Annotated in this window: 20 protein-coding genes and 1 pseudogene; 6 read left to right on the forward strand and 15 right to left on the reverse strand. The window is 43.3% G+C overall.

The features are described from left to right. Window positions 1-71: 71 nt before the first annotated feature. Window positions 72-416, reverse strand: a complete 345-nt coding sequence (locus KCTCHS21_RS15880; protein WP_130610175.1) for a hypothetical protein — start codon at window positions 414-416, stop codon at window positions 72-74. A 95-nt stretch (window positions 417-511) separates the two neighbouring features. Between KCTCHS21_RS15880 and KCTCHS21_RS31160 the strand changes: the two genes are divergently transcribed. Beyond that, window positions 512-748 (forward strand): hypothetical protein, encoded by a 237-nt coding sequence (locus KCTCHS21_RS31160; protein ID WP_130610178.1) that lies wholly within the window; start codon window positions 512-514, stop codon window positions 746-748. Here the strand turns inward: KCTCHS21_RS31160 and KCTCHS21_RS15890 are convergent. Then, a complete protein-coding gene (locus KCTCHS21_RS15890; protein ID WP_130610181.1) occupies window positions 726-1,136 on the reverse strand; it encodes a barstar family protein in 411 nt (136 codons plus the stop codon). The two genes, KCTCHS21_RS31160 and KCTCHS21_RS15890, sit on opposite strands and share 23 nt — an antisense overlap. A gap of 209 nt (window positions 1,137-1,345) precedes the next feature. After that, a pseudogene (locus KCTCHS21_RS32110) lies at window positions 1,346-1,588 on the reverse strand (imm11 family protein); the annotation flags it as partial. Between the two features lie 412 nt (window positions 1,589-2,000). Between KCTCHS21_RS32110 and gap the strand changes: the two are divergent. Both gap and KCTCHS21_RS31165 read left to right on the forward strand, forming a co-directional pair. Then, the gene (gene gap / locus KCTCHS21_RS15895) at window positions 2,001-3,011 is read left to right on the forward strand and encodes a type I glyceraldehyde-3-phosphate dehydrogenase (protein WP_130610184.1); all 1,011 of its coding nucleotides are present in this window, start codon (window positions 2,001-2,003) and stop codon (window positions 3,009-3,011) included. A gap of 40 nt (window positions 3,012-3,051) precedes the next feature. Next, on the forward strand, window positions 3,052-3,279 hold the full coding sequence (locus KCTCHS21_RS31165; protein WP_130610187.1) for a hypothetical protein: 228 nt from the start codon (window positions 3,052-3,054) through the stop codon (window positions 3,277-3,279). On the opposite strand, the gene KCTCHS21_RS15905 is transcribed toward KCTCHS21_RS31165, so the two are convergent. The 3 genes from KCTCHS21_RS15905 to KCTCHS21_RS15915 all read right to left on the reverse strand — a co-directional run bounded on the left by KCTCHS21_RS15905 (window position 3,276) and on the right by KCTCHS21_RS15915 (window position 4,941). Continuing rightward, window positions 3,276-3,875 (reverse strand): TetR/AcrR family transcriptional regulator, encoded by a 600-nt coding sequence (locus KCTCHS21_RS15905; RefSeq protein ID WP_130610190.1) that lies wholly within the window; start codon window positions 3,873-3,875, stop codon window positions 3,276-3,278. The genes KCTCHS21_RS31165 and KCTCHS21_RS15905 overlap by 4 nt on opposite strands. 360 nt (window positions 3,876-4,235) lie before the next feature. Next, window positions 4,236-4,481: a hypothetical protein gene (locus tag KCTCHS21_RS15910; protein WP_130610193.1), complete on the reverse strand. Its 246-nt coding sequence runs from the start codon at window positions 4,479-4,481 to the stop codon at window positions 4,236-4,238. 226 nt (window positions 4,482-4,707) lie between these two features. Beyond that, window positions 4,708-4,941, reverse strand: a complete 234-nt coding sequence (locus KCTCHS21_RS15915) for a hypothetical protein (protein WP_130610196.1) — start codon at window positions 4,939-4,941, stop codon at window positions 4,708-4,710. A gap of 316 nt (window positions 4,942-5,257) precedes the next feature. Between KCTCHS21_RS15915 and KCTCHS21_RS15920 the strand changes: the two genes are divergently transcribed. Then, a complete protein-coding gene (locus KCTCHS21_RS15920) occupies window positions 5,258-5,701 on the forward strand; it encodes a hypothetical protein (protein WP_130616543.1) in 444 nt (147 codons plus the stop codon). A 262-nt stretch (window positions 5,702-5,963) separates the two neighbouring features. Here the strand turns inward: KCTCHS21_RS15920 and KCTCHS21_RS15925 are convergent, their stop codons facing one another. The 7 genes from KCTCHS21_RS15925 to KCTCHS21_RS15955 all read right to left on the reverse strand — a co-directional run bounded on the left by KCTCHS21_RS15925 (window position 5,964) and on the right by KCTCHS21_RS15955 (window position 11,298). Then, entirely contained in the window at window positions 5,964-6,530 is a 567-nt protein-coding gene (locus tag KCTCHS21_RS15925) for a TlpA disulfide reductase family protein (RefSeq protein ID WP_130610199.1), read from the reverse strand. Window positions 6,531-6,603: 73 nt separating this feature from the next. Continuing rightward, a complete protein-coding gene (locus tag KCTCHS21_RS15930; protein ID WP_130610202.1) occupies window positions 6,604-7,326 on the reverse strand; it encodes a cytochrome c biogenesis CcdA family protein in 723 nt (240 codons plus the stop codon). Then, window positions 7,319-7,996 (reverse strand): hypothetical protein, encoded by a 678-nt coding sequence (locus tag KCTCHS21_RS15935; RefSeq protein WP_130610205.1) that lies wholly within the window; start codon window positions 7,994-7,996, stop codon window positions 7,319-7,321. The genes KCTCHS21_RS15930 and KCTCHS21_RS15935 overlap by 8 nt, the downstream gene beginning before the upstream one ends. A 147-nt stretch (window positions 7,997-8,143) precedes the next feature. Continuing rightward, window positions 8,144-9,241 carry a sensor histidine kinase gene (locus tag KCTCHS21_RS15940; protein WP_162309338.1) on the reverse strand — a complete coding sequence of 366 codons (1,098 nt, stop codon included), beginning with the start codon at window positions 9,239-9,241 and terminating at the stop codon, window positions 8,144-8,146. Further along, window positions 9,228-9,914 (reverse strand): response regulator transcription factor, encoded by a 687-nt coding sequence (locus KCTCHS21_RS15945; protein WP_130610211.1) that lies wholly within the window; start codon window positions 9,912-9,914, stop codon window positions 9,228-9,230. Before KCTCHS21_RS15945 ends, KCTCHS21_RS15940 begins: the two co-directional genes overlap by 14 nt. A gap of 389 nt (window positions 9,915-10,303) precedes the next feature. Next, complete coding sequence (locus KCTCHS21_RS15950; protein WP_130610214.1) at window positions 10,304-10,624, reverse strand: hypothetical protein; 321 nt, start codon at window positions 10,622-10,624, stop codon at window positions 10,304-10,306. 83 nt (window positions 10,625-10,707) lie between these two features. After that, window positions 10,708-11,298, reverse strand: coding sequence for a GNAT family N-acetyltransferase (locus tag KCTCHS21_RS15955; RefSeq protein WP_130610217.1), 591 nt, complete (start codon window positions 11,296-11,298; stop codon window positions 10,708-10,710). A 328-nt stretch (window positions 11,299-11,626) separates the two neighbouring features. On the opposite strand from KCTCHS21_RS15955, the gene KCTCHS21_RS15960 reads away from it, so the two are divergent. Further along, window positions 11,627-16,726: an S-layer homology domain-containing protein gene (locus tag KCTCHS21_RS15960; RefSeq protein WP_130610220.1), complete on the forward strand. Its 5,100-nt coding sequence runs from the start codon at window positions 11,627-11,629 to the stop codon at window positions 16,724-16,726. Between the two features lie 92 nt (window positions 16,727-16,818). On the opposite strand, the gene KCTCHS21_RS15965 is transcribed toward KCTCHS21_RS15960, so the two are convergent. Together KCTCHS21_RS15965 and KCTCHS21_RS15970 are read right to left on the reverse strand one after the other, a co-directional pair. Continuing rightward, window positions 16,819-17,757 carry a response regulator gene (locus KCTCHS21_RS15965; protein ID WP_130610223.1) on the reverse strand — a complete coding sequence of 313 codons (939 nt, stop codon included), beginning with the start codon at window positions 17,755-17,757 and terminating at the stop codon, window positions 16,819-16,821. Continuing rightward, window positions 17,754-19,577: a histidine kinase gene (locus KCTCHS21_RS15970; RefSeq protein WP_162309339.1), complete on the reverse strand. Its 1,824-nt coding sequence runs from the start codon at window positions 19,575-19,577 to the stop codon at window positions 17,754-17,756. The genes KCTCHS21_RS15965 and KCTCHS21_RS15970 overlap by 4 nt, the downstream gene beginning before the upstream one ends. Window positions 19,578-19,736: 159 nt before the next feature. Here KCTCHS21_RS15970 and KCTCHS21_RS15975 point away from each other — a divergent pair, with 159 nt between their 5' ends. Continuing rightward, complete coding sequence (locus KCTCHS21_RS15975) at window positions 19,737-20,393, forward strand: hypothetical protein (protein WP_162309340.1); 657 nt, start codon at window positions 19,737-19,739, stop codon at window positions 20,391-20,393. Window positions 20,394-20,430: the final 37 nt, after the last annotated feature.

Raw genomic sequence — 20,430 nt, forward strand, 5'->3', positions numbered from 1 at the left:
GATGCGATTATGTCGTCCTTTGCCTGTCGGATGACAATCGGTTGTTACTCTCGCATGTGGTTCAATTGTTATTAGAGCGTTTTCATGAATTTTTCTACTGGAACGATTTCACCATGGTCATCATCGACATAAATATTTCTTAAATTACCTTTCAACAAAACTTTTCTCAATAATTCTTTTGAAGTAAACGTCAATAATATAAAATTAGGACTGCCGTAAGGTATTTTCTTTAGCTCATTTATATCAAAGTGGGTAGATAATTGTTCACTAAAATCAAAATATAAATGGCCGTCCGGGTACTCAACAACATATCTAGCATTACTTACTGTGTAATTAGCAATACTTCCATGGTGGGGAATATTTTTAATTAAGTCTAATGTGAAACTACTATTTCCAATTAGAACGACTGATTGCATTTAGCAGCACCATCCCTACTATTGTTTTCCGCCAATAAACTTAATCAGTTCATCAAAACTTTGAAGAAATAGAGATTATTGGAAATTTATGTATTTTGAACCGGAAAGAATCTTATAGCGGTTTGTTAGAACAAAAACAAGGAATTTATGTAGCATTAGATGAACTATCTAATAATCTTTTAGGATTTGCAGCTATTAAACCGGATCTCGATATTCCAAAATGCTTGATCTTGGATTCACTTCACGTTTCACCGAATTCGATGCCTTTTATTGCTCCGACGGACAGCATCGTCTTCGCTGCTGTTATTCTTAATCAACTAAGTAGACCATAAAAGCTTTGGCTTTAGCTCCTACAACAACTTCCTCTACTTCCTCCTGCCAAAACGGTAGAATTATATCTGTGAAGTCTGCTACAATTTCTTGCTTTAGTTTAGGAGCATTTTTAAGAAATTCAGAAAAATCGTAAATGATTAGTGCATAACCATCCTTACCCAACCAATCTAAATCCCTTATCCAGTCAAGGTATCTATCCATGCTGTCTATGCAAGCTGTTGGGAATATAAATTTCGATTGTATCTCCGTGACATACTCTTCCCATGTTTGAATATACGCCCCACTAATTTCAGCAATATGGTATTTATTATTCAACAAATCTGATTTTATTGAATAAATATTGGCGATATTGGTTTCTAAAACCTTGTTTTCAATAATTTTATCCATATCTTCACACCCCTTATCTAACTCCAACCTTGGTAACTTTCCATCCTTATTTTGATATCTGCTTCTCGATGCGGTACCTCGTGTTTGACCAGACACACTGTCTTTCCATCTATTCTTATTCTTCCGGCCAAGTCGCAACTCAGCTTACATTCACGATAAAGTCTCTCTTGTCTTGGAAGTCGTGGCTTGTATCGCCATCCGTTAGTTTTTTAAGTCATTTTTACTTTTAATAAATCGCATCCAGTAATGTTAGAGGACTCAATTCTGCTTTTTATTGACTCAGAAACAAATGTCGGATTCCTTTCATTAGTTAATTTATAAAGATGTTTTCCGACAAGTTCACTGTTTTTCAAAGCAAACTTTTTTACTGAAAGTATCTTCTTTTCATCTAAAGAAAAATATGCATGGTCTGAAATGCTTAAATCAAGTGCATCAACGTGTTCAAGGACATTACAAACAAAATACCCACAGAGATTAGTTCGGCACTGGGTGGGGTCTTATTAAGATGTCGTTCAATACAAAAAACCATGGAGTGGTTACACTCGCATGTGATCAAGAAAAAACTCCAACTAAGCCTTGAGAACTAAATAATAACCTTCCTCTTCATTGAAGTCCTTTGTTCTCTTAAATTGACTGACTCTCATCGTCGAGAATCTCCCGTCCTTGCCTTTAACTAAAATTATGTTATAATAAAAGATACCGAACGGTATCTTAATTTGTGCAAAAAGCCGGTACAGAATGAATTAGCGTCGGGCCATCCACCCAGGGGACGTAGGAATTAGTTCATGGTAGAGCTGACTTCTTTTGATTTCATGACAGGCACTGACTGTTCGGAATAAATCAAACTTGTAGGGGGATTTTACAATGACTATAAAAGTTGGCATTAACGGTTTTGGACGGATCGGAAGACTCGCTTTTCGTCGAATTCAAGAGGTTAAGGGAGTTGAGGTTGTGGCAATTAACGACCTTACCAATGCGAAAATGTTAGCACATCTGCTCAAATACGATACTACGCAAGGCACTTTTCGTGGGGACATCGAAGTTCATAACGGAAGCTTCACTGTTAACGACAAAGAAGTTAAGGTGCTGGCTAAGCGTAATCCTGAAGAAATCCCTTGGGAAGAGCTTGGCGTTGAAATCGTACTCGAGTGTACGGGCTTCTTCACCACTAAAGAAAAGGCCGAGCTTCACTTGAAAGGCGGAGCGAAGAAAGTCGTCATTTCCGCCCCTGCTACAGGCGACATGAAAACAATCGTATACAACGTGAATCATGACACCCTGGACGGAACAGAAACCGTTATTTCCGGCGCATCCTGTACAACAAACTGTCTGGCTCCCATGGCTAAAGCTCTGCACGACAAGTTTGGCATTCAATCCGGATTAATGACGACCATTCACGCCTTTACAGGCAACCAGAATACACTTGACGCTCCGGATCCTAAAGGAGACTTTCGAGCAGCACGCGCCGCTTCTGAGAACATTGTTCCCTATTCCACTGGTGCTGCAAAAGCCATTGGCCTCGTTCTTCCCGAACTGAAGGGTAAGCTGGATGGTGCATCTCAACGTGTCCCTGTTGCAACAGGTTCCGTAACGGAGCTCGTAACCGTATTGAACTCCAAAGTAACGATTGAGGAAGTTAACGCTGCTATGAAAGAAGCGTCTGATCCAGAAACTTACGGATACACGGAAGACGAGATCGTATCTTCCGATGTTAAGGGTATGACATTCGGATCCCTTTTTGATGCCACCCAAACAAAAGTGCTAACAGTTGGAGACCAGCAGCTGGTGAAAACCGTAGCTTGGTACGATAACGAAATGTCTTACACAGCCCAATTGGTTCGCACTTTGGAGCACTTCGCTAAAATAGCTAGGTAAATAACTTCCCAGAGCTATTTTATCCATATTGCTATCAAGAATGGTCGGAGAAATAGTCGACAAGCGCGGAAAAAGCAGCATGCTGAATGCGACTCCTATGCTCATACTAATGGCTCCTGTATTGTTAGCAGAAGTGGGGACTGGCCGTTATAGCGGTTTTGGTTTTTCTATACGCGTTACGACTAGCCCCCAATTCCGCTTTGCTCCATCTCGAGCAAACACCATTTCCTTTGTTGATCCGGTTCGACTTGCTTGTACATCTGACTAACGAATCTTTAAGCAAAATTGCTGCAAATAGATCGAGAAGTTTGCTGTATTCATTTGCATGTGCTTGTTATCTCTATCCACCTTGCTGAGCAAAATGCTTCCTTCCAACAAGGAAAATGCAAATGAAGCAAGCGCATCCGAATCCAGATCTTCCTTAAACTCCCCAGCATTAATCCCGTCACGTATAATACTTTTCATCAAATCCAAGACAGTATGCAGTCCCTGACTTGCCCGGTCACGAAGCTCCGAATGAGTATCGTCACTTTCTACAGCTGTATTCTGCATGGGACATCCGCCAATAAATGGTGGATTGTTGACAACATCTTCATAAACACGAAAAAATGCAACTAACCGTCCTGACGCGGACTGCTCTTGATCGATCGCCTCAGAAAATTTTCTAGAGACCAAACTGGCAGCGTAATTGTAAGCTTCAAGAGCAATCTCGTCTTTACTAGTAAAATGTCGATAAATGCCCCCTTTCTTAATTCCGGTGTCGGCAATTATATCGTTTAACGAAGTACCGGCATATCCTCTTTGATTAAAGATTGCTGCCGATTTCATAATGATGTGTTCGCGTGTACGATCTCCTTTTTTCATGAGCACCTCCGAATGAACTTTATTCTAATCTAACATTTTATCAAGTTTTAAGATTGAAACCTTGTCAACCACTTCATGTCACATTAAAGATACTGATTGGTATCTTTATTATATAACAAACCCTTAATCATTACTAACATTTCTAAAATTCACTAACCCCTTCGATTATTCAAGAATCTTGAAAAACTACTTCAGATGCTCTTTATTCGGATAGGCAATTTGATACCAGTATTCAGGGAACCATGGCTTATATGTATTATTGGTTGAATAATGGGTTCATTCGGCACTGGGTAAGGGTTGCAATTAAGAAAAAAGAAAACCACATGGAGTTGTTACACTCGCATTTGGCCGTATGGTAAGTTAATCGCGATTACGTATTTTTATATATATTTTATAGTAACATATGTTTAAAACTACCATGATCATAAATAAAATAAATGAAAAGCCATAGTAAAAAACTGAAAAAATGAACATTCCGATATTAACCCAAAAAAGAACAACTATTATATCATTTGCTTTTCCATCAAGAAGTTTGTATCTAATTCCTCCAATAATATTCATTGCTAACGCAAAAATTAGTAGTTGCATTGTCGTTTTGATATCCAATCTCACCCCCCTATTGTATTGAAAGCAATTCTTTCTTTCTTTCTTTCTTTTTTCAATCTATCTAGTTCTGCAGGGTCAAAATAATTTCTATTTTTCACCTTATTACTGTTGAAATCTTAGTAACCTTCCCTTCCTCAAGAAGTTCCCTAATTCGTTCAGTAGCAAATAAGTATCGTGCAAATAATTGACCTTTTGTCTCTCCAGTCATGTAATCTCCTAATCCAGGTCAGATAAAGTAAAACTCAATAATTTTGTCAATTCCATCATTATATTTAAATGTATCCCAGAAATCTTTAATTGTCATTCCTACACTTATTAATCCTAACAGCCTACCTAAACTTTTAACTGCCTTAAAATTCGGATCCGAAGTTTCTATTTTTTGGGCATCACGAGTTGTTAAATCCAGAGCAAACTGAGTAAAATATTTTGCTGCATCATTTTGAATATTTCGGTTTGGCAAAGCCGCTTGATTAATGAGTTAGAGCCACGTTGTTAATAAAATAGAGCCATGATGTTAATGTGTAGATCCACTTTAGATATAGGTTGTAAAAAATTATTGCGAGTGGTCACTAGACTAACGGAAGGTACAGCTTGATCGAAGCATGACATTGTGAAGCTTTGCGAAGATGTATCCCCGAGTACGATGACGCATAACACCAGCCATTCATAAGTCAGACAAACAAGTTTTTCAACAAAGTACCATGTGCTACATATATTAATCCATGACAATTGACTATATAAATTGAAACGGAGGATGATTAATGAGTAACTCACTTATGCCCCAATATGCTTATTCTGGCGAACCTTATGGGAGGTTACCGACGGTTACGGACGACCGACAGATGATGCCTCATCCCATACTTCTGGAGGCTAGACAAACTGCTCCAAATCAAATATTGCTTATGTACGATCAGCAGACTGATTTAGCATCAGCAACAAATATATCCAATTACTGGATTAGAAGCAATGTGGGGCCCGTTGGAATTGCCAGCGTTGGGATGGGCGAAGCAATTTCGCCAGCTAACCTAATACGTCCTGAATTGGGAATGATTTCGCCTGTCGACAATTCGAAAACGAGATTTGTCATGACTTTTAGAGTAAATGCAATGACGGGTGTCTTATACGTAGTGCTTCCTTGTTTTGTTAACTTGGAGGGAAGATCGGGTTACGGGGGTGCAAACTGGGGGCCCTTCAGCAGAAATGTGTTTATCGGAATGTAAATAAGATATTGAACTATCGTTGACTCCATCACCTTTTGTTGAGTAAATGGAGAACGAGTTAAATTGGTTGACTAAGAGCCATCATAAACATGATGGCTTTCGTCAGTGACACGGTGGCTCTATTATATTAACTCTATCATATCCCTTTATTATAAGAATAATACCGGCTACAGCTAACCATCGATCCGCCGCGCCTAGTTTCTCTCCAGTTATACTTGCTGCGAAGTGAGGACATGGGATAAAACCTTGCTGTACAAAGTCGCTACTTTTTTATGGTTGTAACAGCATCTTCCATGATTTCATAATTAATAGCCCCGCGGAACTTTTCACGAACGATGCCTTGAGCATCGACCAGGTATGTAGTGGGATATGCTATAATCTGATAGTCCTGCATTACATCTCCAACTTGGTCCAATATCACGGGGAACGTAAGCTTCTCACCCTCTACATATGCCTTAATTTTATCCTTAGATTTCTCCGTATAGGTCATGTTCACCCCCAAGATGACAACATTCTCCGCCTTATAGTCATCATAAAACTTTTGCATATGCGGCATTTCAATTCGGCATGGCGGACACCATGTCGCCCAGAAGTTAATCATGACCGTCTTTCCCCGGAAGTCCGAGAGTCGTACGGGATTTCCTTGCAAGTCATGAAGGGAGATCTCGGGAGCAAGCTTTCCTTTATCAATCCCCACCTCTACCCCGGCATCGCTGGCTTCCGTCTGTAAAATCCCCCCTTTCTTGGATGGCGATTCGCTAAAATAATCGTATCCCCCATAAGCGACCAAACCGAGTAAAACGAGAATGACAATTATGTTCCTCTTCAATTTGTACATCTCCCTAACTTAATTTTCTTTTGCGCTGCTTATTAAGTACTGATCTTTCACTAGAGCCCTGATCTTAAAAATTGATATCCCAGAAGCTGTAACGGGAAAGGAAAGCGCTCATTTTTTGCAGCTGTCCTGTAAATAACAATAAACCCATTGCTATAAGCAGCCACCCGTTGATTTTGGAGAGCAGCGGCATCCACCGGTTCATTTTCTTCATCACTTTCATCGAATACGACAGCAGCCAGGAAATCAATAGAAAAGGTACACCAAGCCCGAGTGAATAGACACCCAGCATCCCGATTCCGCTCCACAGCGTCTCCGAAGAGCCTGCCAGCAGCAAGATGGAGGATAATGCCAGACCCACACACGGACTCCATCCTGCACCGAAGGCTACCCCCGTCAATAAGGAACGAATTGCTCCACGACTCCGCTCCCCTTTCGTCTCCCATGCCTTCCCGTTCATCAACAGACGGATATTAAATAAACCAGCCATCTGAAGACCGAATACGATAATCAACAAGCCGCTAATGCGCTGCAACAGTTCTCGCTCCTGGGCGAAGAATCGCCCAACAAAACTGGCAGAGGCCCCCATAGCAATAAAGATCAGGCTGAAGCCAACAATAAAGAACAAGGATTGATAGACCAGCTTCCCTCGATGTACCACAAGCTTGCCGTCTTGAAAAGAGGAGCCTGTCAGATGGGAGACGTAAGCAGGAATAAGCGGAAATACACACGGGGAGAGAAATGACAGCATACCCGCTATGAAGGCAACCAATATTGTAATATTATCCATGAGTTTGTCCCTTCTCCTTCGTGTCGTCCAGCCATAACCATCCCGTAATCAGTAAGGCGGCTATGACGAACAATAGTTGTGGTTTGCTGAATGATAGCAGCCATAATTGCCGGTCCGTTACCCCGAACCCTAAGACGGTCTGACCGATGAGAAACCAGACGCTATAGCCAAGTTCTCTCTTAAAGCCAAGGCGTAGGAATATGAACAACAGGATAAACGTTAAGGCCAGTGCTGCGCTGAGAGCGTGAAACCATACCGGCTTCTCTCCCACCACAAGGTACAACATATGGTAAGCAAACCAGCATCCCAGAACAAACCATATCCCCGACCCGATCCATATGTTCACGGACAATCTTCGTTTCCAAGAGCGATAAGCAATGTAAAGAACTGTGATGAGTCCAGCCGTCCATAATCCGCGCCTACCTCCGTCAAAATAAAGCAAAGACAACGGCTGATTAATAAATTCAACCGGATGATAGAGAATAAAGCTCCCCTTCCATACAGCCAGCCACAGCAAGAAGGCCGTTGAAGCATAGCCCATGACAGTATCGTTTTCCTTCAAATTTTTAAACCGCAGCTTCAGTACCAGCCAGCCTACTGCTCCATAAATCAAGAACAAAACCAGCCGCCCATTCAACACTAATGATCCGATTTCAATACTATGCACCATCCACCCTCCCTTCACGTAAAGTAGAATAACAACCTATTTTAAAGAAATGATAAAGCAGCTAAACGCAATATCAGTAATACTGACCCTTTCTTTTTCTCAAAAAAAGGCTGCAAGCAGCATATGCCGCTTGCAGCCTTTTAAATTGTTTTAATCCGGAGCAACTTGTCTGCTGCGGGGAATCGTAATCCAGAAGGAATGAATGTTATTGCAGGAGTCCACCCCTATGCTCCCTCCAAGTTTCTTCGCAATTTCTTTAACGATAGCCAGACCCAGTCCGCTTCCCTTGATCTGATGAGCACGGTGTCGGGTCGGATCTGTCTGGAAGAAACGTTCAAAAACTTGCTCCTGTACCTCAGGCAGTGGCTCACCAATATTACTGACCGTGATCCGGTAATTACTAGCCTCTGCCTTGCCCGATATCCAGATCGATCTGCCTGTGTTGTAGCTGATTGCATTCTGCAGCAAGTTGGTTAAGACCTGCTTTATTCCATCCTCGTCACTCACGATCATCTCCGGCTCCACCGCAATATCCAGCTCAATCTGTTTCTCGTGCAGCTCCAATTGGAAAAATTGTGCGCTTCGCCCGATCAACTCCTCAATCTGAAAGCGGCTTTCCACCATAGATGCCGCCTGGCGGTCCTCCCAGACGGACAGTTGATGTAATTGTTCAACGAGTCTCGTAATATGCTGCGACTCTTCAAGCAAGGATAAATACAGTTCCTTGTCTCCGGCAATCACCCCATTGCTGAGCGCTTCTAAATAACCGTTCAAATTGCTTAGTGGTGTTCGTAAGTCATGAGAAACATTGCCGAGCATGCGTTTACGGTTATCTTCCGTTTGCTTCAGCTTCAACGTCATCGCGTTAAAATGCTGGGCAAGTTCACCGATTTCATCCTTCGACGAAACATCAACCGGCTCCGGATAAGTTCCGTCCATTAGCTGGCGGGTAGATTGCTTCAGCTTTTTCAAGGGGGCTAATATATGCTTAATAAATACGAAGTGGATCACCGCGGCTACCACAATAGCAAGTAGACTTGCACGAATCAAATAGAACTGCATCGTCCGGTTAAAGAAGAGATTCTTCTCATCACCGACCAATTGATAGTTTGCGACCAGCAGGCATGCAAAATCTTTCACCGAGACGCCCACCAACCAGATCACGATCAGCATCACTAGTGCGTTAACCACGATCAGCTTCCAAGTCACATGCTGCTTCCATAACAAGAACGGTCTAATAAGCGACAAAGCGGTACCCCCTCCCACGTATCGTTTCAAAGAAGCATCCCGTTTCGTAAGAAGTCTCAATCTTCTCCCTAAGCTTGCCCATATGCACATCTATGGTGCGGTCAATAACGTTCTTCTCCAAGTTTGGATACAACTCTTCCAAAATCTGATCTCGCGACAAAATTTGATTAGGATTTCGCATCAGGAAATAGAGCAACTTGAACTCATGCTGTGTCAGCTTTATGAGCTCGCCGTTATATTTGACTTCACCCCGGGAATGCTTAAGGGTTAGACCTTTATAACTGATTTTATTGCACCGGTTCGCGGTCCGCCGAAGCACAGTTTTGACACGGGTCACCACTTCCTGCGGGCTGAAGGGCTTGGTAATGTAATCATCGGCTCCCATTTCAAGTCCTTCAATTCGCTCCCGTTCCGCCACCTTAGCTGTCAGCATAATGAGCGGAATATCACTTTTGAGGTCCATGCGGATCCATCTGCACAGCTCCTCTCCGCTGAATCTGGGCATCATTAAATCCGTAATGACAAAGCAGGGATCATATTTTTGAAAGATGTCCCTGGCATCTTCACCGTTATCGGCTTCAAGAACCTCGTATCCCTCTTTCTCCAAATACAATTTCATAAGCTTTCTTATTTTAAAATCGTCCTCGACGATCAAAATGTGGCAGTCTACCATTGTTTCCCCTCCCTTAATGGAATTTCGATTATATCACGGTAATTTAAAGAAACGTTAAAGACATAAAAACCCAGCAAAGTCTTGGTTATACAAGACATTTGCCGGGTCTCCCATTAAAAGGCCAACATTACATCGATTATTCATTCAATTTTTAAAGCAAGCCATTATGCAATGAACATGCAATCACATATTCGAGATTCTAATAGTTTACCACCATTATATCTTCCGGCTTTGAGTTCTGTTAGAGGACTCGCCTCCCTGTATTCCGTTTTGTTCTTCATCATACTGTAGATGATTTCACGGCCGTTAAATGATGGATTCGTTCGGCACTGGGTAGCCCCACAAAAACAAGAACCTTGAAAGGCATATAGCCCAACAAGGTTTTTTCATTATTTCAATTTTTTATACTCTTGTGCAACACCTAATAGTTTATCACCGAGTACTGAACGAATATCCCAAGAGTCTACTATTTGTCTAGTATAAGTCGGCAAATAGTTATTTGGAGATAATACACTCTTCATTTTAATTAATTCATTTGATATAGACTCAAGTTGTAATACCGAAGGTATCTCATCTCTACCTATAGTTCCTGAATTTCTAGTCTCTATTTCTTGAGTTACATCTGCAAGAACGGTGTCTATTAACCCAATCACATTTTTTTGCTGTTTACCTATGGATTGATTAATTTTGTCCTGTCCATTATCCACCATTGATTTGCTCCTCCTACATATCGTGTTCCAAATTGATATTGTGTCGCAGCCCCTCCGGCTATCATTGGAATTCTGCAATTAACTTACGTATTTGGATATCCATACATCCTGTCTTCCAAACGAACTTTAGCATAAATACAATCGTCTCTAAGCTCACCAAAAGGATTTATGAAGTTCTTTTTTAATATAGCTTCGAGATGGAATCCACATCGTTCAGCAACCATACGGCTTGCAGTATTTTTCGTATCACAGAGTATCTCGATGCGATTAGCATCAAAGTAATTGAATGCATATTCAGTCAATCCATTTACTGCTTCGGTCATATAGCCGTGTCCAGATGCAGAATTCCTTATCCAGTAACCGATTTCGAATTTACGCACATTCCAATCTATTCTGACTAGACCACAGGTTCCAATAAATACTCCAGAGGCTTTTTCCAGCATGTAAAATATGAAACCTTCACGAAGTAAGAAATTCGCACGATTTTTACGAACGTTTGCTTCAGTTTCTTCGATTTCTGGAATGTGGTCAGCCCAATTCAACCACTCATTTAATGTCTTAAATGACTCCCTGATTGCCTCGTTAATTATAACTCCATCACCAAATAAAGGAGCACGTAATAAGAGACGCTCCGTTTCAAACTGCTCTGGGATGTCTAGGAGAATAGGTTTCAAAATATTACCTCCTCGTATCTAAAAATTTAAATCATGGCGCCCTCTTCAAAAAACAAGTGCTGCCCATACTGCTTGATGAAGGTCACGCTTTACCTACTCTTAATTGTAACCTCCACAGCTTTACCTTACTATCTTTCGATACCACGATTTTCTCTACTCAACTCACGTCTTAACCTTGACCTCATCCTCTCTTTTTTCAGCTTCGTAGTCTGGGCGGCCGGTTGTAGATCGTCGCATTCGCCGGAACTCTGTTTAGATTCCATTTAGATCCGTCTGGTAAAATCGGTAATTGTCTGCAAATTGAAAGATTAAGAGGAGGAAATTGAACTTGTATAAACGCCTGTTAAGTCTGTTGCTATTGTCTTGTATACTCGTAACCTCAATTACTCCTGCGATTAACGCTGCTTCACCGACTTCTGTCGAAGCTGCGGCAACAAACCAAACGACTGCGCAGTCTGAGCCTCAAAGCTCGTTTGAAGACGTGACACCCTCGGCCTGGTTCTACGATGCGGTCATGTTTGTCAAGCAGAATGGTCTATTCAGCGGCACAAGCAAAGAACGTTTTTCGCCTGACGCAACCATGAGTCGTGCCATGTTTGTTACTGTACTTGGGCGAATTGCAAAAGTGGATGTGAGTCAATACAAAACTTCCGCATTTACAGATGTGCAGACGGGCGCTTGGTATGCGCCTTATGTGCAATGGGCAACCGAAAGCGGCATTGCAAGCGGGACCGGCAGCAATCGCTTCTCGCCGGACGCCGCTATTTCGAGAGAACAGATGGCAATGCTGATATTCAAATATTTTGAAAGCAATAGTATCCCTTATCAGACAACCAGCCTGACAACCAAGCCTAAAGACGTATCCGATATTTCTCCATGGGCGGTTGATGCTGCGGGTAAGCTTTGGCAGGTCGGCTTGTTTGGCGGGGATGCAAACGGCAATTTCCAACCGCATGCAAAGGCGACTCGCGCTGAAGCGGCCGTGATTTTTATGCGTACGGACAAAGTCGCGAGGTCCAGCGACGGCACAACCTATACGGTTACTTTTAACCCAAACGGCGGCTCGCCGATCGACAGCCTGAGTCTGAAGCGAGGCGAATCGCTTAATCAGCTTCCGCTCGCCTTCAAGCAAGGCTCCATTTTCAATGGCTGGTATAAGGATCGTGCTTTTACGCAACCGGTCATGAATGGTGATTCCGTTAAGAGCGACATGACCTTGTATGCCCATTATATTGCATCGTCCGATGATGCAGTGATCTTCACTCCGAATGCATACGCAATGGACCAGGCGTCGAACTTTCGGATCGCCGTGAAAGATTCTACAGGAAAAATGACGGCGGCAGCCGTTCAAGCCGGCATGACCTTCAAATCTCCGTCCAATCCTGATTTTACAGGAATTGTGGTAACCGGCTCGAAGGGCAGCTTTACTGTAGCTGCAAAAAGCGGTGCATTCGAAGAGGGCAGCACCTATCAAATCACTTTGAAGGATACAAGTCTTGCTTTTACTGGCAAAGACGCAACGACCAGAAATTATATTTTTAGTATTGCCAAAAAAGAGGTCATGCGGCTGCCTCTAAATCCTTACATGATTTATTTGAAGTTTTCCGATATCTCTCAGATGAGCCTGAATGGCGCAGCCGTTGCTTCCCCTTCAATCGCTGTAATGAGCGCGAACGTTGGAGGCGGATCAGGTCCGAACCCGGCCCCTGCTGTGAGCGGAACCTTTCGCTATGACGGAAATACTCGTTTAAAGGTGGGCGATACCGTCTCCGTATATGAAGGGACTCGTCCCGATCTGCGCACTTTGAGTACTTCCGATGATGGCGATATCGCCTATGTAGCGATCACATCGATTAACGGGAATATCTATTCCTACACCAGCGCGGACCCGATGAACGTCCTGCTTAAACCGCACGTGCTGCCGGTCGACCCTGCGTCGGACACCGACGGGGACAGGACGAACCGCTCCATCACGGTCGCTCCATCTTCGATGGATTATTCCGACGCCAAATTTGCGCCTATGGGTCTTAACGCCGCTACCGTTGCCAGAGTCGGGGACTTCCTCGCGCTCGTTAATATGCGTACGGGAGCCTCATCAGGCTACGGAAAAGTGACGTCCGTCTCCAACTTGGGCAATAATTATGTAATTGCATATACCGATGCCACACAAGATGACATCACTCACGCCCTGGATTTCTATAAGCAGGAAGCGATTAACGGAGCCGATCTGTTGTCGGAATCTGATATCGCCTCTTTGGAGGATCAAATCAAACAGCAAGCGCTAGCAAGCGGATTTGCCGATCAAGCTGCAAACTATTTATCAACTGCCGCTTTGCAAACCGACAGCTTCAAAGAGTTGATCGCAGCCAACGCCTCAACGGCCATGCAGAAAGACAAAAAATCGGAAGTCCACATCCTCTCCGCGAAGCCGGGAGAAGAGAATGCGGAAGTCACCCTACACAACTTGAAGGTTTCTGCAGACATAGGCACGAAGTTATCCCATTTTGAGAAAAAGTCCGGTTTGCGTCTGAATCTCGCAGTTTCAAGCGATATTCAAGTTTCGACAGGCGCGGACAATGATATCCTTATCCATATGAGCTCTGCATTTACGGAAGAAATCTCCTTGAGCGTGGGTGTAAACGGCAATACGGTTTGGGGATATATCGATCTGGGACTTTTCGATCTCCCGTATCCCAAGGACTATCAAGCCAGCGCCAACCTGGACGCCTTAACGTTTACGAGCATTGACGCGTCTGCACAGATCGGCACCGTGGCAGCGAATACTCCACGAGATCGCTGGACGAATATCTGGGATACTGCCAAAAATAAAGTAGACATCAAGGCGCAGCTGAAAGCAGTTCTGGAGCAGACTCCTTCCTCTCCGGCCAAGGTAAACGCCAATACGTTGGTGGAAAGCTATCAAGCTATGCTGGAGAACGAGACGGATTGGGTTGATCTCGTAGAAAAAGAAATCTTCGAATACGACCAACGCCTGTTATTGGGTCTTCTTCATATCAACTTTAAAGGGAATTTTGTCATCAGCATGAATCCGAATATTGCATTAGGGATCGGCTTCAGCTATGAATCCGCGAAGAGGTATACCGCCAGCTTTAAACTCAGCGAAGGCTCGCCTTCTTTTGGCACTGTGGATTTGCCGGGCGACGGCACTTATAACTTCTATTTCTATGTGATGGGAACTCTAGGGCTGAAGGCCGGAATTCGTCTCGAGCTGGCGGCTGGTTTGTTTCATATCGATTTGAACAGTATCGGAATCACGGCAGAGGGCGGCGCCTATCTCCAGCTCTACGGGTATTTCTATTACGAAAAGTCATCCTCGGCGCCGACAAAAACGTTAGGCGCGCTGTTACTGGAGATCGGCATGTATGCGGAGGCAGAATGGGGGGCGCAAATCTTCGGCGGGTCATACTCGTATTCCGACCGCTTTTTTAGTGAGTACTGGCCGCTCTATAGAGCCGGTACGCCGAATGGCCATTTCATCGGCTTCGCCTATGAGCAAAAAGATGCACCTTCCTTTTTCGCCATGGAGGCGACAGTTTTCCCATCCATCTTGGACGCCTTGAAACTGAACGATTTGAATCTGGTAACGGGCGAAATCATTACAGGTAAAGATCTTCTACAGAATTACACCCTCAATTTTGATAACAATAAGTTTACTTACGATCCGAAGACCTTCCGTGTAACCGTATCGCCGACAGCCGCGGATGAAATTCTCACCAGCACGATGACCGTAACGTGGAAGGGATCAACGACGGGTTTAAATTCCCTTCCCTTCTCGCGCAATATTAATTTGACCTGGTACAAGCGCGGATACAGCGCTATTACCTTGATTCCTAATGTTCCAATATCAGACGAAATTCAGTTGTACAATTTCGGGCGGGTTGTACTGCAGGTCAACGCATCAACCACAAAAGAAAAAAGATTAACAAACGTGCCCAAAGTAACTGGATTTACATTCAAGGGTTGGTCTTTGGATCCTGAAGGAACGAAACCTTATATCATTCCCGCCCTCATGCCAGCAGGGAATATAACGTTATATGCGCAATGGACACCGCACAAAAATATACCCTACTTGGTCGATTACATTACGGTTGATCCCAATACAGGGAACCGCACCACCAAGAAAAAAAATACCTTTTCCGGAACGGCAGGCGCTTCCGTTTCACCGGTACCGATCCCAATCGAAGGCTATGATACACCGCCAACACGAACCATTACAATATTTGGAACCGGGTTATCGAAACTGAGCTACGAATACCTGCCTACCACGCGCAAGATGACTTTCTATGCCGATCCGGGTGGAACCTCGATCGTGTATTCGGCCAGAAGCTTCTCGAAGTTGCCCGACAGTGCATTGCCGATTTTCACCAAACCCGGCTATACCTTTGCGGGCTGGTCACAGGCCATTCCAAGCACAATGCCGTCAAGCGACACCACTTACACAGCGACCTGGAAGGTACGTACCGATACGCCTTACCTTGTTTCGAACAGGCTGCAAGGTGTCGGAAGCACTTCGCTTTACGTTGAAGCTGACACGGGAAGTTATCAAGGGACAACCGGCGCGTCTGCGGCGCCAGCGATCCAGCCTTATCCCGGCTTTACCTATGACCATAGCACAGCCTATGACAGCAGCGGTAAAGCATTGGCATCGAGTACGATTGCAGCCGATGGAAGCCTCACGATCGTGCGTTATTACACGCGCAACAGCTACAATTTGAAGTTTGATGCAAACGGAGGCACTGGCGGTTCTACGGATCGAGTTCAGTTCGGTGCTGCCATACAGGCGCCAACCGTAACGAGGTCAGGCTGTACTTTAACAGGTTGGTCGCCAGCGCTAGCAATCACAATGCCGGCCCAAGACGTTTCCTATTCCGCACAATGGAATTGCCCGTCACCGCCATCAACGCCTGTACCAGTGCTTAGCGACGCCAAGTCGGTTCTGTCCAATGCGAACGGGAAAGTAACCGGGATTAGCCTTTCGGCTCCGAGCACCCTGACCGTAGGTCAATTGTTGAGCGGGTTAACGGTATCCCCGAACGCTACCGCCCAAGTATTGGATCAAGCCTTGGCGCCAGTAACCGATCAGACGTCCGATATCACTACAAGTATGATCGTACGCGTTACCGCTCAAAATTTGTCTACCGCGGATTATCATATTCTGTACAACGACGTTACAGTGACATCGACATCGCCCAGCTATCACATTGAGCTGGTCGCAAGGACGATTACCGTGCCTCTGTATACTTATGGCATGACTCTGGCTATAACTGCACCGCCAAATGGAAGCTATAAGGTCTATGACCAGAACAACACAGAAATTTCACACGGATATTCTATGAAAAGCGGAGACACGCTAATCGTAACCGCACAGGACGGCACTCAGAAGACGTATACCTTTGTCGTACAGTAAGTTCATAGCCTATCATGGCACGTAACAATAAAATCGCCCGCAGCTGCTCACAGCATGCGGGCGATTTTATTTTCGATTTTGTTTTCCGAACACTATTGGTTCAGAGCATTTTTTTTCATTTCATAGTACCTGGCTTTTTTCTCATCGCCGCGTTCCCTATAAAACAGGATCAAAGTATTTAACGCATTGTCGAAGCTTACCTCGTAGGATTGCTGTATACTTAACGTCCATGAATAAAGCTTATTTTCAAATAACATCCCTCTGTACAGCTCCACCATTTGCTCTAGGATTTCCATTTTACTCTTATCTTCATTATAACTATTACTGAAATGATTGAACTCCAACAAATCCACTTTAATGTCTTGGATGTTGAGCCAAATGTTCCCGAGTCTGCTCTTGATCAAATGTTGGATTCCAAAAGCTTCGAATCGCTTCTTTAAGTTATATTGCGTCGTATATAAGTTTGCATAACCTCTATCCATCTCCAAATCGGGCCACAAGTCATGAATGATTCGTTCTCTGGACACGTACATGCCGTTCATACATAACAAATAGGCAAGAAGCTCTTCCGTTTTTTTGGTTCGCCAATTGTCGTCTATCAATTTCCCGTCGATCAATACGGAAAAATCGCCAAAGCACTTCATCTCAATTTTGTGTCCCACGCTGCTTTTGCTTCTAATCTTCTTTATTTTTTCCAATGTGACATAAAGCTGTTCGTACTTCACCGGCTTAACGAGAAAATCCAACGCTTTTGTTTCAAGAGTGTCCGATACATAGGCATGGTGAGCACTAGTGAAAACAAAATCCATTTCCGGTCTTTTTTTAAACATCCTTCCCAACAAGCTTATGCCATCGATCTCCGGCATTTCGATATCCAGAAAAGCAAGGTCGGGCTGTATGCTGCTCACTTCTTCCAAGGCTGTTGCAGGATCCTCATACATCGCAACGACTTCGACATCCGCAATTTTCTCCAACTTGTTTTTCAAATTTCGCAGCGCATAATATTCGTCGTCTACAATAATAACTTTCATGGTTGCTCCTTAATGGGTACGTCAAAACGAACCGTAGTCCCTTTACCCTTCTCGCTGTCGATTTGAAGCTGCGTTCCATACTCGGCCTTAAGCCGCGCGTTTATACTGGCAAGCCCAATGCCTTTGTTGGGCGAGTATTCAAGCAGATTATATTTGTCCGCGCTTTCAATGCCGACGCCGTCGTCTTCTACCGCTATCAAGTAGCCTTGTTCAAGCTCTTTAACCCTGATCGTGACTGTTCCTGCAATTTTCCTTTTACGTATACCGTGTTTAATCGCATTTTCTACCAAGGGTTGAATAACAAAGCGCGGCACCTTCAACTGAATGCCTGGATCAATTTCATAGTTTACATATATTTTGCCAGGGAACCGGGCTTGCTCAATGCGAACATAAAACTTGACTGCATCCAGCTCCTCATGGATAGAAATATATCTTTCCGAATTGCTGTAATCGAATATATTTCTGAGATAATGGGATAAATCGTTAACCAAGCTTCCCGCTTTTTCTTTATTTTCAGCAATAACCCCTTCTATCACATTCAAGGTATTGTGAACAAAATGCGGATCCATTTGTGCCCTTATGAAAGCAAGCTCAAACTGCCTGGATTGAATTTCGGAATTTTCAAATAGAATTTGATTACGTTGCTTCTCTTCATTTAAATGATTAATGATTTCTGCGAGAGACAGGGCAAAGGCGATAGCGGACACACAAGAAAGAAAAAATAAGTAATAAATCATAATGTAGCTTTGAGGCAGCACTCCGAAAACCATCAAATAATACAGGATTACCGACATAAAACATAAGAGCCATGCCGTTATGAGTTGAGGAGAACGAATCATTTTGTTGCTTATCCCTTTAACCATAATCATAAAGTATAATACGTACACCATAGATGATGCGCCTGCACCAAATGCTCCTACCTTATTATTGATGAAAAAAAACACCAATAAAGTGATGGGGAAGTAAACGATGAGCAGCTTAAAACAAAAATCGATCTTTGGGAATCTTGTTTGGGTCTGAAAAATCGCTCTCATAAAAATGACGATGGCAAGCGACATGAGAATGCCGATGCCCGCGGAGTAATCCGCAATCCAATATGCGTACTTGAAGCCGGTGATGTTTAAGAGTCCCGTCGTTGCTGCGTTCCATAACAAGGTGGCGAAAACAAAAAAGCAGAATTTAATAAAAGTTTTGTTTTTTATGGCTATGCCCATGACCAAATGATAAAAAAACAATGCCGCCAAAACGCCGAGTAAGATGCCCCCTGCCCAGACATTAATCATGCTTGTCTTTCTGAAGTGATCATCATTTACGACTTGAACAATAAAGTTTTGTCCGTATATCGACTTGCTTGTCATGTATATGTACTGGTTATTATCAAAATGAGACGGGATTTTGAATGCGGGGTAGACATAGCCGATCTCATCGGAATCGCTCTTATACGCGAACCCGAAGTGCTTTATTTCGTAATCATTACTTGTCGGGAGGTAAATCGTTGCATCTTCAAAAAGAGGGTTATTTATTGTAAGGTAATTAATTTCATCCGCGTTATACTGGTTTAGTTTTATTTTGAACCATAATCGGTCCGGGGAATAGCCAACCTTGGAATAGTTTCCAGGCAAAGCTACGAATTGATCGCTGACTTTAACATCGGACAAGGTCATGTTTCCTGAATTGTCTTGTAGAATCTCCATACTGATATCATCTTTGGATTTGTTCGCATCCTGAAAGTAAATGACGAATACGAATGCGGTACAAAGCAATATGGCTAAACAAATGGTCATTATTTTCATTGAAAATTTAGTAGATTCCGATCTCATATACATACTCCCTAGTAAACTCGGACGGTGTCGACTCTTGAAGCAATTCTACCATTGTTCCTTCCATCCTTCTAGTCCATTTCCTCCATTGGTTAATTCGAATCGAAATCAATATCGACATATATAATTATTAAAGTGACCATACCTGCTACAATGAAGATGAATGGTAAAAATTGTATTGGAGGGATCATTCTGAGATCGTCTAAAAAGATTTTGGTTATGTGCTCTACGGTTATAATTGTCGTGGCTATCATAATATTGTATCGCTTCCTTACTCACGAGAAACTTTCTGATTACATTGTAGTGAATGATGGTGTTGTGGTCACTAAGCAATTTAGCGTCAAGTCCCAAACTGCACAACAAAACACGTCAGCAAAAGGATCAATTTTTGTATGGGGCGATAAGGCAATGGCCAAGCGCATGCGAATTGTTACGTCGTTTGAAATTGATCCTAAAGATTTCGGCGGAATGACTATTTACATCCCGAAGAAATGGTATATCGCCAATATTCTAAGTAGTTACCCTGAGAATCAAAAAACATCACTACAACCATATGCTTCCGATCGTGATATGAGCAGCCTAGGTGATGATTGGAGAAATCAGGTTGAAGTCGGTGTAACATATGTGGGAAACCCAGCAGGCGGAGGAACTGGAACGGTAATAATTGATCTAGTTCCCGATCGCAAAGCAATATTACCTTCGGAATCTTTCATCATTGGGGTTGCCGTTGGTTCCAGTACAAAAGGCGGTGTAAGGTCGATAGGCGTCGATTCAATCAAAATCCCTATCTCTTTGGATTCAGGGAGCAAGAATTAAAAGGAGAAATTCTAGTATTACCCACTGGAGTGGCTTT

Origin of the sequence: Cohnella abietis (genome assembly GCF_004295585.1) — a bacterium.
Lineage (GTDB): Bacteria > Bacillota > Bacilli > Paenibacillales > Paenibacillaceae > Cohnella > Cohnella abietis.